The organism is Streptomyces sp. V4I2 (assembly GCF_030817655.1).
In the GTDB taxonomy this organism is placed as follows: Bacteria; Actinomycetota; Actinomycetes; order Streptomycetales; family Streptomycetaceae; genus Streptomyces; species Streptomyces plumbiresistens.
The window spans coordinates 5,402,832-5,415,732 of record NZ_JAUSZM010000003.1 but is presented as its reverse complement, the minus strand read 5'-3'; the positions used below and the strand labels follow the sequence as shown (position 1 = coordinate 5,415,732).

14 protein-coding genes and 1 pseudogene are annotated in these 12,901 nt (G+C 70.1%); 4 read left to right on the top strand and 11 right to left on the bottom strand.

From position 1 onward, the window contains the following. The first annotated feature begins 172 nt into the window (after positions 1-172). Positions 173-946: a TetR/AcrR family transcriptional regulator gene (locus tag QFZ76_RS25600; protein ID WP_307675932.1), complete on the top strand. Its 774-nt coding sequence runs from the start codon at positions 173-175 to the stop codon at positions 944-946. 70 nt (positions 947-1,016) lie between these two features. Here QFZ76_RS25600 and QFZ76_RS25595 read toward each other — a convergent pair whose 3' ends face one another. Beyond that, positions 1,017-1,493 carry a PPOX class F420-dependent oxidoreductase gene (locus QFZ76_RS25595; protein ID WP_307675931.1) on the bottom strand — a complete coding sequence of 159 codons (477 nt, stop codon included), beginning with the start codon at positions 1,491-1,493 and terminating at the stop codon, positions 1,017-1,019. Positions 1,494-1,537: 44 nt separating this feature from the next. Further along, entirely contained in the window at positions 1,538-1,900 is a 363-nt protein-coding gene (locus tag QFZ76_RS25590; protein ID WP_307675930.1) for an STAS domain-containing protein, read from the bottom strand. A gap of 220 nt (positions 1,901-2,120) precedes the next feature. Between QFZ76_RS25590 and QFZ76_RS25585 the strand changes: the two genes are divergently transcribed. Next, positions 2,121-2,843 carry an ANTAR domain-containing protein gene (locus tag QFZ76_RS25585; protein WP_307675929.1) on the top strand — a complete coding sequence of 241 codons (723 nt, stop codon included), beginning with the start codon at positions 2,121-2,123 and terminating at the stop codon, positions 2,841-2,843. A 52-nt stretch (positions 2,844-2,895) separates the two neighbouring features. After that, complete coding sequence (locus tag QFZ76_RS25580) at positions 2,896-3,600, top strand: GAF and ANTAR domain-containing protein (RefSeq protein ID WP_307675928.1); 705 nt, start codon at positions 2,896-2,898, stop codon at positions 3,598-3,600. A gap of 458 nt (positions 3,601-4,058) precedes the next feature. On the opposite strand, the gene QFZ76_RS25575 is transcribed toward QFZ76_RS25580, so the two are convergent. The 3 genes from QFZ76_RS25575 to QFZ76_RS25565 form a co-directional block, all read right to left on the bottom strand. Then, a complete protein-coding gene (locus tag QFZ76_RS25575) occupies positions 4,059-4,880 on the bottom strand; it encodes a YceI family protein (RefSeq protein WP_307675927.1) in 822 nt (273 codons plus the stop codon). A gap of 84 nt (positions 4,881-4,964) precedes the next feature. Then, entirely contained in the window at positions 4,965-7,487 is a 2,523-nt protein-coding gene (locus tag QFZ76_RS25570; RefSeq protein ID WP_307675926.1) for an MFS transporter, read from the bottom strand. A 13-nt stretch (positions 7,488-7,500) separates the two neighbouring features. Next, positions 7,501-8,025 carry a MarR family winged helix-turn-helix transcriptional regulator gene (locus QFZ76_RS25565; protein ID WP_307675925.1) on the bottom strand — a complete coding sequence of 175 codons (525 nt, stop codon included), beginning with the start codon at positions 8,023-8,025 and terminating at the stop codon, positions 7,501-7,503. 195 nt (positions 8,026-8,220) lie between these two features. Between QFZ76_RS25565 and QFZ76_RS25560 the strand changes: the two genes are divergently transcribed. Further along, the gene (locus QFZ76_RS25560; protein WP_266436974.1) at positions 8,221-8,418 is read left to right on the top strand and encodes a hypothetical protein; all 198 of its coding nucleotides are present in this window, start codon (positions 8,221-8,223) and stop codon (positions 8,416-8,418) included. Between the two features lie 43 nt (positions 8,419-8,461). Here the strand turns inward: QFZ76_RS25560 and QFZ76_RS25555 are convergent, their stop codons facing one another. From QFZ76_RS25555 to QFZ76_RS25530, 6 genes and pseudogenes are all read right to left on the bottom strand, one after another. Continuing rightward, entirely contained in the window at positions 8,462-9,169 is a 708-nt protein-coding gene (locus tag QFZ76_RS25555; RefSeq protein ID WP_307675924.1) for a hypothetical protein, read from the bottom strand. Positions 9,170-9,223: 54 nt separating this feature from the next. Continuing rightward, positions 9,224-10,105 carry an RNA polymerase sigma factor SigF gene (locus tag QFZ76_RS25550; RefSeq protein WP_266436978.1) on the bottom strand — a complete coding sequence of 294 codons (882 nt, stop codon included), beginning with the start codon at positions 10,103-10,105 and terminating at the stop codon, positions 9,224-9,226. A 277-nt stretch (positions 10,106-10,382) separates the two neighbouring features. Next, positions 10,383-11,258, bottom strand: a complete 876-nt coding sequence (locus QFZ76_RS25545; RefSeq protein WP_266436981.1) for an RNA polymerase sigma factor SigF — start codon at positions 11,256-11,258, stop codon at positions 10,383-10,385. 162 nt (positions 11,259-11,420) lie between these two features. After that, a pseudogene (locus tag QFZ76_RS25540) lies at positions 11,421-11,713 on the bottom strand (Dabb family protein). A gap of 12 nt (positions 11,714-11,725) precedes the next feature. Beyond that, positions 11,726-11,902 (bottom strand): hypothetical protein, encoded by a 177-nt coding sequence (locus QFZ76_RS25535; protein WP_307675923.1) that lies wholly within the window; start codon positions 11,900-11,902, stop codon positions 11,726-11,728. A 501-nt stretch (positions 11,903-12,403) separates the two neighbouring features. Beyond that, positions 12,404-12,829 (bottom strand): peptidoglycan-binding protein, encoded by a 426-nt coding sequence (locus QFZ76_RS25530; RefSeq protein ID WP_307675922.1) that lies wholly within the window; start codon positions 12,827-12,829, stop codon positions 12,404-12,406. Positions 12,830-12,901: the final 72 nt, after the last annotated feature.

Below are 12,901 nucleotides of genomic sequence, written 5' to 3'. Positions count from 1 at the left end.
GGGCTGGGTAGGCGGGCGGCTGCGGGTCCGTTGTGGCTGGTCGCTCCCCCACTCTCGGCTTCGCTCGAGCGGGGGGACCCCCATCGCGGCGGAGCCGCATAGGTCACAGCCTCGCGCCCCTGGAAGGGGCGCTTAAGCTGGCGGCAATTGGAAAGTTCAAGGAAGGTGCGCCATGGCGAGGACGGCCCGGGCGGCGGCGCGGACCAGCGTGTGGCTGGAGGGCAGGGCGCGTCGCGGCGGGCGGGGCGGTGGGCAGCCCTCGGGGCTCGACCGCGACCGGATCACCGAGGTCACCGTGCGGCTGCTGGACGCGGAGGGGCTGGCCAAGTTCTCCATGCGGCGGCTGGCCGCCGAGCTGAACGTCACGGCGATGTCCGTCTACTGGTACGTCGACACCAAGGACGACCTCCTCGAACTCGCCACGGACGCGGTGATGCGGGAGCTGGAGCTGCCCGATCCGGCGGCCGACGAGAACTGGCGCGACCAACTGCGCACGCTGGCCCAGGGGTACCGGGCCATGCTGGTCCGCCACCCCTGGCTGTCGCCGCTGGCCGGACGCTTCCTCAACATCGGCCCCAACTACCTGGCCTTCTCCCTGGTCGTCCAGCAGGTCATCCGCAAGACCGGTCTGCCCGTGCACCGGCTGACCGGGGCCATCTCGGCCGTCTTCCAGTTCGTCTACGGCTACGGCACGCTCGAGGGCCACTTCTACAGCCGCGTGACGGACACCGGCATGACCCCGGACGAGTACTTCCGGTCCGCCGTGAACGAGGTCACGAAGTTCCCGGGCGCCACCGAGGTCATCCAGGAGTCGACGGAGATCATGGAGGCCCGAGGCGGCGACACGGTCCAGGAGATGATGGAACGGGACTTCCAGTTCGCCCTGGACCTGCTGGTGGCAGGAATCGAGGCGATGGTGGAAAGGGCGGTGACTGAACGCCCCTAGGGGCGCGGGGAACTGCGCGACCAGCCACAACGACCCCGCAGCCGCACGACAACCCACGCCTCCCGAGCTCCTAGGCGCCGTCCCCCGATGCAAGCCGCGCCGGAAAACCGCCGGTGGCAACCGGCCCCCACCGCTCCGGCGTCACCCGGATGATCGACTTCCCCTGCTTCAGCATCGCCGCCCGGTACTCGTCCCAGTCCGGATGCTCACCGGCGATGTTCCGGTAGTACTCCACGAGCGGCTCGACGGACTCGGGCGGGTCGATGACCTCGGCCGTGCCGTCGATCTGGACCCACGCCCCGTCCCAGTCGTCGCTGAGCACGATGAGGCTGACCCGGGGATCCCGCTTGGCGTTGCGGGTCTTGGCGCGCTCGGGGTAGGTCGAGACGACGATCCGTCCCGAGTCGTCGACCCCGCAGGTCAGCGGCGAGCCCTGGGGGCTGCCGTCGGACCGGCGGGTGAGCAGGATGGCGTGGTGCCGGGGTCGTACGAAGTCCAGCAGCTCGTCCAGGGATACGGCCGTGTTGGTCGCGATGTTCGGTGCCATGGGCCCAGCCTAGGACTCCGGGCTGCCGCGCCCGGGACGCAGGCTCACCTCTCCAGCGCCTCGGCGAGGTTGTCGTACACCGGAACGTCCCGCCGCACCCCGGTCAGCTCCAGGACGCGGCAGGCCACCCCGTGCGGCGCCGCCACCACCCGGACCCGGGTCCGGGGCTGGAGGCCGCGGCGTACCTCGTCGACGAGTCGTACGCCCTGGGAGTCCATGAAGTGGGTCCCGGTGAGGTCCAGGACCAGCAGCCGCAGGCGGTCGGCGCGGGCGTCCGCGGCGGACATGATGCGGTGGTACAGGCCCTCCGCGTTGCAGAGGTCGATCTCCGGGGGCAGGGCGATCACGGTGCAGCCGGGCAGATCGCGCAGATCACGCAGCTCGCACGGATTCGGGAAGAAGGTCACGGCAACTCACCTGGCAGACGTCCGTCCGGATTCCGGGGAGGCCACTTCCTGACCTGTCGCCCCCATTGCATCACGCGGACGAGGGCGCCCGAAAGTGCCTGCGCCCCGGCTTCAGCCGGGCGTCACCTCGACGCAACAGAGCAGATAAAGTGCTGTCCGTCCTGTGCTCGCAGTCGGGAATGTGCTGCGGAGCTCTCCTGCGCACGGCCGTCGGTCGTGCATGCCGAAGAGGTTCGTGGTGGCTGCGTCCGAGTTTCCTGATTTGCCCCGTTTTCCTGCCGGTTTCGAGTTGGCGGAAGCCCTGACGGTGGCGGCTCAGCAACTGCACGACACCATCACCCCGCACAGCACGATGCGCGCCGCGGTCCGGCTGGCCGTCCACATCCTGCCCGGCGCCGAGCACGCGGGCATCTCCGTCATGGAGCGCACCCAGCACCGCCGTACGGTCGCCTGGACCGACGAGGTCGTGCGCGCGGCCGAGTCCGGGCACCCGGGCCGCGAGCAGGACCCGTACTGGGAGGGCCTGTGGACCGCGCCCGTCCTGCGGGTCGAGGACAGCGAGGCCGACGACGGCGGGACCGTCCTGGCGGAGCTGGGCCTGCGCTCGGCGCTGTCGCTGCGGCTGCGCGCCGACCGCCGCCGCCTCACCGTGCTCACGGCGTACGCCCGCAAGCCGCGCGCCTTCGACGAGGCCGGTGTCCGCATCGGCCGCCTGTTCACCGCGCACGTCAGTCTCGCCCTGGACTCCGCGACCGTACGGGAGCAGCTGACGGAGGCCATGCGCACCCGGGACCTGATCGGACAGGCCACCGGGATTCTCATGGAACGCATGGACATGGACGCGGCCGAGGCCTTCGAGTCCCTGGTCAAGGCCTCGCAGCGGGAGAACGTCAAGCTGCGCGACCTGGCCCGCCGCATCGTCGATGCGAACAACGCCGCATGAGCGGCTGGAGCGGCCAGGCGTTAACGGGCGTTGACGGGATAACCGTAGATCCATGAGCCCTGACACGCCCGACACGCTGGAAATGGCCATCGCGCGCAGCAGCGGCCTCGACACGCTGCTGCGCGATCTGACCGACCGTGCCGTCGAGGCGGTGCCCGGCGCCGCCGCCTGCAGCATCACCGTGCGCCGGGCCGACCGCCTGCTGACCCTGGCCGGCAGCCGCGGCCTGCCCAGCGGCCTCGACCAGCGGCAGTACGAGAACGGCTCCGGGCCGTGTGTGGAGGCCGCCGAGACCAACGCCGAGCAGTACGCCCCCGACCTCGAGACGGACACGCGCTGGCCCACCTACACGTCGTACGCCCTCTCCGTCGGCGTGCGCTGTGTGCTGGCGCTGCCGATCGACGTCGAAGGGGAGAGAGGCGCCGCCCTCAACCTCTACGGCGTCCAGAGCGGCGCGCTGGGCCGGGGCCGGGGCCGGGACGCGGCCCGGGCCTTCGCCGCCCGGGTGGGCGACGCGATCAACGTCGCCCTGCGCGTCGAGCGCCGCCGCGAGTCGACCGCCGACGTGCGCACCGCCCTGCTCTCCCGCAGCGTCATCGACCAGGCGATCGGCATCCTCATGGCCCAGGAGCGGATCGACGCCCGCATCGCCCTGCAACGCCTGCGCCGTGTCTCCATGGACCACAACGTCAAACTCCGGGACCTGTGCACCGACTTGGTGGCCCGGGTGAGCGGCGGCGACGGCCACAGGCCCTGACACCTTCCGGCAGTTCGCCCGGACACCTGCGGGGCCCCGCCCGCACCGCCTAGCGTGAGCCGCATGAGCGCGGACGAGCTCAACCGTTCCTGGGCAGTGGGCGGGAGTAAGTCCGCCTACTGGCACGCCCCGAACGGTCTTGGGCGCTCCCCCACTGCCTTAAGGGCGTGGGAGGTACCCCCAGGTCGTCCGCTTTCGCCTCCGGGTGGCGACACGGATCCTGTCCGTGGTCCGATCCCGGAAGGGCGGAGTCCCTCACGACCTGGCCTGTGGATGCGGCCAGAGGCGACGGGGAGGCCCTGAACCATCTCACTGGTGGAGCAGGGGCCCCGCACGCTGGCACCGCACCCGGCGTCCCAGGTCGCAGGAGTTACGCTACCCGGGCTGCCACAGGGCATCGCAAGCCCGAATGGGTGACGATCACACGATCGAGCTAATCCACGCCCACGCCTGCGGAATCACGCCTGCGGGCGCGAATCCCCCTGCACCGCCTGGATGTCCAGCTCCACCTTGAGCGTCGTACCGATGGCCGCGATGCCCGCCTGGACGACCTGGTTGTAGTCCATGGCGAAGTCCTCGCGCCGCAGTTGGGCCGTCGCCCGGAAGGCCGCCCGGGTGCCGCCCCAGGGGTCCGAGCCGGTGCCGAGGTAGGCCAGGTCCAGGTCGACCGGGCGTACGACTCCGTGCAGCTCCAGCTCTCCGTGGACCGTCCAGCGGTCCGAACCGGCCGCCGTCAGCCCCGCCGAACGGTAGGTGATCTCCGGGAAGCGCTCCACGTCGAGGAAGTCCGCGGACTTCAGGTGGGTGTCCCGCATGCCGTTGCCGGTGTCGATGGACGCGGCCCGGATGACCGCCTCCACCCGGGACTTGGTCACGTCGTCGGGGGCGACCTCGATCGAGGCCGTGAAGTCGGTGAACCGTCCGTGCACGCTGGAGATGCCCAGGTGCTGGGCCACCGCGGCCACACTGGAGTGCGCCGGGTCGACGGTCCAGGGTCCCGGCGGCGGCAGCTCGGTGCCGCCCTGCCGGGCCAGCGTCACCGTGCCGACCTCGGCCCGCCCGCTCGCGGTGACGAGGGCGCTCGCGGCGGCGGGCGCGTACCCGACCGCCGTGACGATGACGGTGTACGCCCCCGGCGTGAGCGCGGTCGCGTCCCGCACGACTCCGTCCCCGTCGGCTTCGGCGCGCAGCACCTGCGAGCCGGTCATGTCGGTCACCGTGACGACCGCGTGCGACACGGCCCATCCGTCCCGCGTACGGATCTTCGCGGTCAGTCCCATTTCAGGTAACTCCTCACAAGAGACCGGCCCGTGGGGGTGCGCACCTCTGCTCAGAGTGCGCACGCCCCACGGGCCGGAGCGGAACTACTCGCCGGGGTGGGCGAGTTCGATGTCGTGGTCGTCGACCCCGCGGCCGTCGACCGTCAGGGCGGTCGCCACCGGCGGGTACCCCGTCGCGATGACGGTGTAGTCCCCGCCGTCCAGGTCGGTGAAGGCGTACGCCCCGTCCGACCCGGTGGTGGCGGTGCCGACCACGTTGCCCGCCGCGTCCACGAGCGTGACCCGCGCGTCGGCGAGGGGACCGTGCGGCGCCCGTACGACACCCTGGAGCTGGGCTCCGGAGTCGAGATCGACCTCGATCCGGGTGACCCCGGTACCGCCGACCTCGACGGGCAGGGCACGCGGCCGGTACCCGGCGGCGTTCACGGCGACGGTCACCGTCCCCGGAATCAGCTCGGCGAAGGAGAACTCGCCCTGCTCGCCGGTGGAGACAGTGGCCAGCAGGTCACCGCGCACGTCCGTCACGATCACCATGGCGTCCTTGACGGGCAGCCCGCTCTGCGCGGCCCGCACGACACCGGCAAGCCCACTGGTGCCGCTGAGCAGGATGTCGTACGGCACCGGCTCGTCGCCCACCACCACGGTGGACGCCTGCGGCTGGAACCCGTCGGCGGAGGCGATCAGGACGTACGACCCGGTACCGGGCGCGTCCACCGCGTAGGAGCCGTCGGCCTGCGCGACCGACCGGCCGAGCTGCCGTCCTCCCAGTGAGATCAGCGTGACGGCGGCCTGCGGGACGGGCGCGCTCTCGGCGCCGCGGACATGGCCGCGGACCGGAATTCCACCGGACACCGGTGCGGTCCCCCTTTCCATGGTGGCGACGGCCGCGAGCCTCTGCGTGCCCTGCGGTCCGGCTTCGGTGCTCGTCTCGGCGACGGCGGCCCAGCTCGGGGTCTTCTTCTCGGCCGGGGCCTCGACCGTGACCGGAGCCACCGGAGCCACCGGAGCCTCGGCCGCCGCGGCCTGGGCCAGCCCGCCCGAGGTCCGCAGCGGGACCTCCTTGATGAACAGCGTGACGAGGAAGGCGAGCAGCGCGAGCGGCGCGGCGATCAGGAAGACGTCCGCGATGCCGTGGCCGTACGCGCTCTCCATCACGGTGCGCAGCGGGCCGGGCAGGCTGTCCATGTCCGGGATGCTGCTGCTGGAGCTCGAACTGGCAGCGGCGGCCGCGTACTTGGGGTCGAGGGTGGTGAGGCCGTCCTTGGCGTAGTCGGTGATCCGGTTGGCCATGACCGCGCCCAGCGCCGAGACGCCGACCGCACCGCCGAGGGACCGGAAGAACGTCACCGTGGAGCTGGCGGCGCCGAGGTCGGACGGATCCACCTGGTTCTGCGTGCACAGCACCAGGTTCTGCATCATCATGCCGACGCCCAGGCCGAGCAGCGCCATGAAGATCGCGATGTGCCAGTACTCGGTGTCGTACCGGATCGTGCCGAGCAGCCCCAGACCCGCGGTCACCAGCACACCGCCGGCGAGCAGCCAGGCCTTCCAGCGGCCGGTCTTGGTGATGACCTGCCCGGAGACGGTCGACGAGACGAACAGACCGGCGATCATCGGAATGGTCATCACGCCCGACATCGTCGGGGACTTGTCGCGGGCCAGCTGGAAGTACTGGCTGAAGAAGACCGTGCCGGTGAACATCGCGACGCCCACGAAGAGCGAGGCGATGGAGGACAGGGTGATGGTCCGGTTGCGGAACAGCCGCAGCGGGATGATCGGCTCGCTCGCCTTGGATTCGACGAGCACGAACAGCAGCCCGAGCACGACCGATCCGCCGACCATCGCGTACGTCTGCCACGACAGCCACGCGTACTTGTCACCGGCGAAGGTGACCCAGAGCAGCAGCAGCGAGACCGCGGCGGAGATGAGGAACGCGCCGCCCCAGTCGACCTTCACCTCCCGCTTCACGACGGGCAGGTGCAGGGTCTTCTGCAGCACGATCAGCGCGATGACCGCGAACGGCACACCGACGTAGAAGCACCAGCGCCAGCCGAGCCAGCTGGTGTCCGTGATGACACCGCCGAGCAGCGGGCCGCCGACGGTGGCGATGGCGAAGGTCGCGCCGAGGTAGCCGGAGTACCGCCCGCGCTCACGCGGGGCGATCATCGCGGCCATCACGATCTGCGCGAGGGCGGAGAGCCCGCCCACGCCGATGCCCTGGACGACACGGCAGGCGATCAGCATGCCGGCGTTCTGCGAGAGCCCGGCGGCGGCCGAGCCCAGCACATAGATGATCAGGGCTATCTGGACGAGCGCCTTCTTGCTGTACAGGTCGGAGAGCTTGCCCCACAGGGGCGTGGCCGCGGTCATGGAGAGCAGCGCGGCGGTGACGACCCAGGTGTAGGCGGACTGGCCGCCGCCCAGGTCGCCGATGATCTCGGGCAGGGCGTTGGTGACGATCGTCGACGACAGGATTGCGACGAACATGCCGAGCAACAGCCCGGACAGCGCCTCCATGATCTGCCGGTGCGTCATCGGCGCGCCGTCCAAGGACCCACCTCCGTGCTTGGCGTGAGCCCGCACACCGGCTGGTGTGGTCGTTGCCATGGGCTTCCTTCTCTTACGTGGTGGTCGCGGGTGTACGGGGGGACTGCTCGAGCACGGGTGCGGTGGGCGGCCGGGGCTCGGTGTCGCAGGGGAGCGGGGCGTGCGGGACGCGGCAGTCGTCGAAGCTGGCCCTGAGCCGTGCCATCAGCACGGTCAGCTGGGCCACCTCGTCGTCGCTCCAGTCGCTCAGCCGCTCGGCGAGCATCCGGCAGGTCCGCCGGGACATCTCCGCCAGCTGTGCGCGGCCCTCGGGGGTGAGGTGCAGGATGCGGGAGCGTTTGTCCGCCGGGTCGGGGGAGCGGTCGATCCAGCCGCGCTCGGCCACATGGGCCACATGCCTGCTGGTGACCGACATGTCCACGGCGAGCAGCTCCGCGAGCTTGCTCATGCGCATGTCCCCGTGGCGGCCCAGCAGCGTCAGCACGGCTGCGGAGCCGCTCGGGCAGTCGGACGGCATGATCCGCCCCAACTCCCTCTTCACAGCGCCGAAGGCGCTGAACTGACGGATCAGCTCCTCGTACTGCGCCTGTTCGGCCATCGCACCTCCCGTGTTCGTTGCTTAGGGCAACCATAGAAGTGGTTGGTTGTTACAGGCAAATGAGAAGGGGGTGGTCGCGGCCAAAAACTTGGCAAAGGCAAGTATTACGAACGTAAACACACAGATAAGGGGATGCGGTGCGGACCCGGAGCCCGCACTTGGGCCACACCCCCGGATTCGCTAGGGTCTCGGGGCATGGCTAACACGCAGGGCCCCCAGGGCAACCACGACCCCGCCGGCAGCACCCAGATGTTCCGCGCGTTCGTCGACGAGGCCCCTCAGGGCCGGCAGCAGCAGGCGGCCGCATCGGGCGGTCCCCGCCTCGGCCTGATCATCGGGATCGTCGCCGCGGTGGTGATCGTCGCGGCGGTGGCCTGGCTGGCGCTGAAGTAGCGCGGACAGGGCGAGTAGCACCGGTAGGGCGCAGGGCAAACCTCTACCGCCACTGAACGGACACGTCCCGCGTCTCCACATGCATGCCCCACGGCACGCGCCACGCGTCGACGCACACCGTCCAGGTCTTCTCCGTGCGCACGCCGGCCCCGATCGGCGCCGGGAGCCGCTCGGCGGACTCGATCGTCGCCCAGTCGACACCGAGTGCGCCGATGACGTGCGTCCCGAAGGTCACGGTGCCCGAACGCACCGCGCTCTGCCCGGCGTTGTGGAAGGCGAGGGTCACGTCCTCGCACCAGCGCCTGTCCGTGGCCTCGCGCACGGGTTCGCCGACGCGGAGTGCGGCGGGGCCGTTCGGTGCCGTGGGGCGGACGGTCGGCGTCGGTGACCCCGACGGATCGGCCGTCGTACGACCTGACGTGGCGCCCCCGGCCGAAGGGGCGGGCGGGCTGCCGTCCTCCGGGCCAGCCGGGAGTGTTGCCCCGGCACTCTCCGAAGGGGTGCGCACGGCAGGCGAGTCGGGGCCGGACGGCGTCTCGTCGAGCGGCACCAGCGTCACCTCACCCGTCGGCGCCACCGCCGTACCGGAACCCCGGGGCGGGCCGCCCGCCGCACCCGTGGCGACATAGCCGCCGCCACCTCCGCCCCCGCACGCGGCCAGCACCGCGCCCAGACAGACGACGGCCGCCGACGCGCCCAGCAGGGCGCCCCGACGGCCATGTGTCCATCCGGAACGTGTCGCTCGAAGCATCGCGCCATGGTGGCTGACACTCCGTCAGATAGGAAGCCTCGTGCGAGGCTTCCGTCAGTCCGAGATCAGGCCTTCCCGTAGCTGTGAAAGCGTCCGCGTCAGCAGCCGGGAGACGTGCATCTGGGAGATGCCGACCTCCTCGCCGATCTGCGACTGGGTCATGTTCGCGAAGAACCGCAGCATGATGATCCGGCGCTCGCGCGGCGGGAGCTTGGCCAGCAGCGGCTTGAGCGACTCCCGGTACTCCACGCCCTCCAGAGCCGTGTCCTCGTAGCCGAGGCGGTCCGCGAGGGAGCCCTCGCCGCCGTCGTCCTCCGGTGCCGGGGAGTCGAGCGAGGAGGCGGTGTACGCGTTGCCGACCGCGAGGCCGTCGACGACGTCCTCCTCGGACACGCCCAGGACCACGGCGAGTTCGGTGACGGTCGGGGAGCGGTCCAGCTTCTGGGCGAGCTCGTCGCTGGCCTTGGTGAGGGCGAGCCGCAGCTCCTGGAGGCGGCGCGGGACGCGGACCGACCAGGAGGTGTCGCGGAAGAACCGCTTGATCTCGCCGACCACCGTCGGCATCGCGAACGTCGGGAACTCGACGCCCCGTTCGCAGTCGAAGCGGTCGATCGCCTTGATCAGGCCGATCGTGCCGACTTGGACGATGTCCTCCATCGGCTCGTTGCGGGAGCGGAAGCGGGCGGCCGCGTAGCGCACCAGCGGGAGGTTGAGCTCGATGAGGGTGTCCCGTACGTACGCGCGCTCGGGGCTGTTCTCGTCGAGTGCGGCGAGCCGCAGGAAGAGGGAGCGGGACAGGGTGCGGGTGTCGAGAGCTCCCGAGGTCGGGAGGGCCGGGGCCGGCGCGGCCTCGACGGCCGTTACGTCGTCGAGCGCGGGCGCGGGCTCGCTCTTCGTGAGCGTGAGCACCTTCGAGCTGCCCTGGTCTGCGGACATGCCACCCCCTTTGGGTCGCGGGACGGTACGGCGAACGTTCCGTCGAGGAACATCAGCCTTCACCTGAATACCGGAGCCGAAGCCACGGCAAACGCGCTTCCGGCAGAATGTCACATGTCGGCAACACGCTGTAGTGACATGTCGACATGCGAGACGCGCATACGCCCTGGATGAAGGGGGTCTGACGGTATTTCGCAGCACAAAGGCCGGGATCCGCGCTGGTGAGCGATTCAGCCCTGCCGGTGACGACTCGATCCTTTACTCGATTAGGCGTCGATTAGGCGTCGATCCGGTTCGCGGAACGCAGTCGCTGGAAGCTACGCGCGAGTAGCCGCGAGACATGCATCTGGGAGACGCCGAGTTCCGCGCTGATCTGTGACTGGGTGAGATTGCTGTAGTAGCGCAGCAGCAGAATGCGCTGTTCCCGCTCCGGCAACTGCACCAGCAGATGCCGTACGAGATCCCGGTGCTCCACGCCGTCCAGGGCCGGGTCCTCGTAGCCGAGCCGGTCCAGCAGTCCCGGCAGCCCGTCGCCCTCCTGGGCGGCCTCCAGGGAGGTGGCGTGGTACGACCGTCCGGCCTCGATGCAGGACAGCACGTCCTCCTCGGTGATGCGCAGCCGCTCGGCGATCTCGGCGGTCGTCGGGGTGCGCCCGAAGGCGGTCGTCAGGTCCTCGGTCGCGCCGTTGACCTGCACCCACAGCTCGTGCAGCCGGCGCGGAACGTGGACCGTACGGACGTTGTCGCGGAAGTACCGCTTGATCTCGCCGACGACGGTGGGCATCGCGAACGTCGGGAACTGCACGCCCCGGTCCGGGTCGAAGCGGTCGATGGCGTTGATGAGCCCGATGGTGCCGACCTGGATGACGTCCTCCATCGGCTCGTTGCGGGAGCGGAAGCGGGCGGCGGCGTAGCGCACGAGCGGGAGGTTGGCCTCGATGAGCGCCCCGCGTACCCGGGTGTGCTCCGGCGTGCCCGGCTGCATGCCCTTGAGCTGGCCGAAGAGCACCTGCGTGAGCGCCCGGGTGTCGGCGCCGCGGCTGCGCTGGGGTGCGGCCGGCGCTGCTTCGACGACCTCGACGACCTCGACGACTTCCTGGGGCGGCGCAGTACTGGCCGACACGGTCAACGCCACCTCTTCATCGGTCTGCATCGGACTTCATCGATCAACTCATCCGTCAAAAGCGGTCATAGCATCACAAGACATGTGCACTGTGTGCAAGCACCCCATAACGCCGTGTTGAGGGAAGGATCGGTGCACAGGACGCGAAAAAGCCCCCCGCCGTTCCGGCGGAGGGCTCACGGCTGCGAGGGCTCAGTACTCGTAGTCGGCGATCACCCAGGTGGCGAACTCGTGCCACTGGGCCACGCCCGCCTGGTGGTCCGGGTGCTCGACGTACCGGCGCAGCGCGGCCACGTCGTCGAAGCCGGAGTTGATGGCGAAGTCATAGGCGATGGGGCGGTCGCTGGGTTCCAGCCCAGCTCCCAGAAGCGGATCTCGGGGATCCTGCCGTCGAGCGCGCGGAAGGCCTCGACGCCCTTCACGACCCTCGGGTCGTCACGCTCGACGCCCTCGTTGAGCTTGAAGAGGACGAGGTGGCGGATCATGTGCGCTCCCAGCTACTTGGCCCCGTCGGCGAGCCACGTGAAGAAGTCGCCGATGGACTTGGCGGCGTCCGATATGCCCTCGAAGGCTATCTGGACGTAGTCGGCGGCCTTCTCCGGGTCCGTGATGATCACGTAGGCCACGAAGACCACGAGACCGTAGACGGCGACCTTCTTCGCATTCACCGCCATCGCGGCCTCCCTGTTCCCCTGTCACTGTTGCGCCCGACGAGCGCACATGATCGCACGAAGGGCCCCGTCTGACGACGGGGCCCTTCTGAAGTGGTGGCGCTGCTCGATCGGCTTCCGACGGTTCCCATGCCGCACGGGAACGCAGGACGGTGAGCTGGAGTTCCTCGGCCGTCGCGCTGACATCACTGGAGCCGCCGGAGGAGCAGTAGCTGAGGCCGAGTCCCACGGCGGTCGCCCCGGCGGGGCCGCCGGGGCGCGAAGCAGCAAGAGCGCTGCCTGACCTCGCCACCCCGAACACCAAGGAGGGGCCGGCTCGGTGGAGTCGGCCCCTCCTCCCGTCGGCTCCCCGCAGTCCGCCCAGCGCGGACACGCCGTTCTCCAGGAAGAGCGTCACGCCCTCCTCGCGAGCCCGCACGCACGACTCCGCGTGGGATTTTCTGGACCGTCCTTACGTGGGCGCGCGTAAGGACCCAGGGCGTCTCTCCGATCGAGCGAGAACGGTCAGATCCTGCTGCAGCCGCTGAGGCCCCAGTGCTTCATGACCTCTCGGGTCTGAGGACCGTAGTAGCCGTCGGCGTAGGCTTCCCCGAGGTAGGTCACCTGGATGGATTCGACGGCGAGGAAGGTCTCTTTGCCGTAGTAGCCGTCGACGGCAAGATTGAAGTTGTGGCAGTTGTTCAGGCTGGTCTGGAGGACTTTCACGGCCTCGTTGGACTTGCTGGTGTTGAGGACGAGGTTGCAGGTCAGGCTGGGAGTCGGCTGCCCGTAGGCGGGAACCTTGTGCCCACTGACGTTCTTGTACGTGTTGCAGGTCGGGTAGGCGCCGGCCGCCGCGGCTGAGGGCGCAACGGCCATACCGGTAAGGACGGCAGTGGCGAGTGCGCCGGCGGTGGCGGCGAGACGAGCCGTGGTCAGGCGAGAGCGCATGGCTCCCTCACATTCCGTGCGTGATGGTGAGTGGCGTCGAGACACGGCACGCGGCCCGTCCTCTCGCTGAGG

What these genes read in the sequence shown, in the direction of transcription:
- QFZ76_RS25600 (WP_307675932.1), top strand. Translation starts at nt 173, where the DNA reads ATGGCGAGGACGGCCCGGGCGGCGGCGCGGACCAGCGTGTGGCTGGAG.
- QFZ76_RS25570 (WP_307675926.1), bottom strand. Translation starts at nt 7,487, where the DNA reads ATGGCAACGACCACACCAGCCGGTGTGCGGGCTCACGCCAAGCACGGA.
- QFZ76_RS25535 (WP_307675923.1), bottom strand. Translation starts at nt 11,902, where the DNA reads ATGGCGGTGAATGCGAAGAAGGTCGCCGTCTACGGTCTCGTGGTCTTC.
- QFZ76_RS25580 (WP_307675928.1), top strand. Translation starts at nt 2,896, where the DNA reads ATGAGCCCTGACACGCCCGACACGCTGGAAATGGCCATCGCGCGCAGC.
- QFZ76_RS25530 (WP_307675922.1), bottom strand. Translation starts at nt 12,829, where the DNA reads ATGCGCTCTCGCCTGACCACGGCTCGTCTCGCCGCCACCGCCGGCGCA.
- QFZ76_RS25550 (WP_266436978.1), bottom strand. Translation starts at nt 10,105, where the DNA reads ATGTCCGCAGACCAGGGCAGCTCGAAGGTGCTCACGCTCACGAAGAGC.
- QFZ76_RS25595 (WP_307675931.1), bottom strand. Translation starts at nt 1,493, where the DNA reads ATGGCACCGAACATCGCGACCAACACGGCCGTATCCCTGGACGAGCTG.
- QFZ76_RS25545 (WP_266436981.1), bottom strand. Translation starts at nt 11,258, where the DNA reads ATGCAGACCGATGAAGAGGTGGCGTTGACCGTGTCGGCCAGTACTGCG.
- QFZ76_RS25585 (WP_307675929.1), top strand. Translation starts at nt 2,121, where the DNA reads ATGCCGAAGAGGTTCGTGGTGGCTGCGTCCGAGTTTCCTGATTTGCCC.
- QFZ76_RS25555 (WP_307675924.1), bottom strand. Translation starts at nt 9,169, where the DNA reads ATGCTTCGAGCGACACGTTCCGGATGGACACATGGCCGTCGGGGCGCC.
- QFZ76_RS25565 (WP_307675925.1), bottom strand. Translation starts at nt 8,025, where the DNA reads ATGGCCGAACAGGCGCAGTACGAGGAGCTGATCCGTCAGTTCAGCGCC.
- QFZ76_RS25560 (WP_266436974.1), top strand. Translation starts at nt 8,221, where the DNA reads ATGGCTAACACGCAGGGCCCCCAGGGCAACCACGACCCCGCCGGCAGC.
- QFZ76_RS25575 (WP_307675927.1), bottom strand. Translation starts at nt 4,880, where the DNA reads ATGGGACTGACCGCGAAGATCCGTACGCGGGACGGATGGGCCGTGTCG.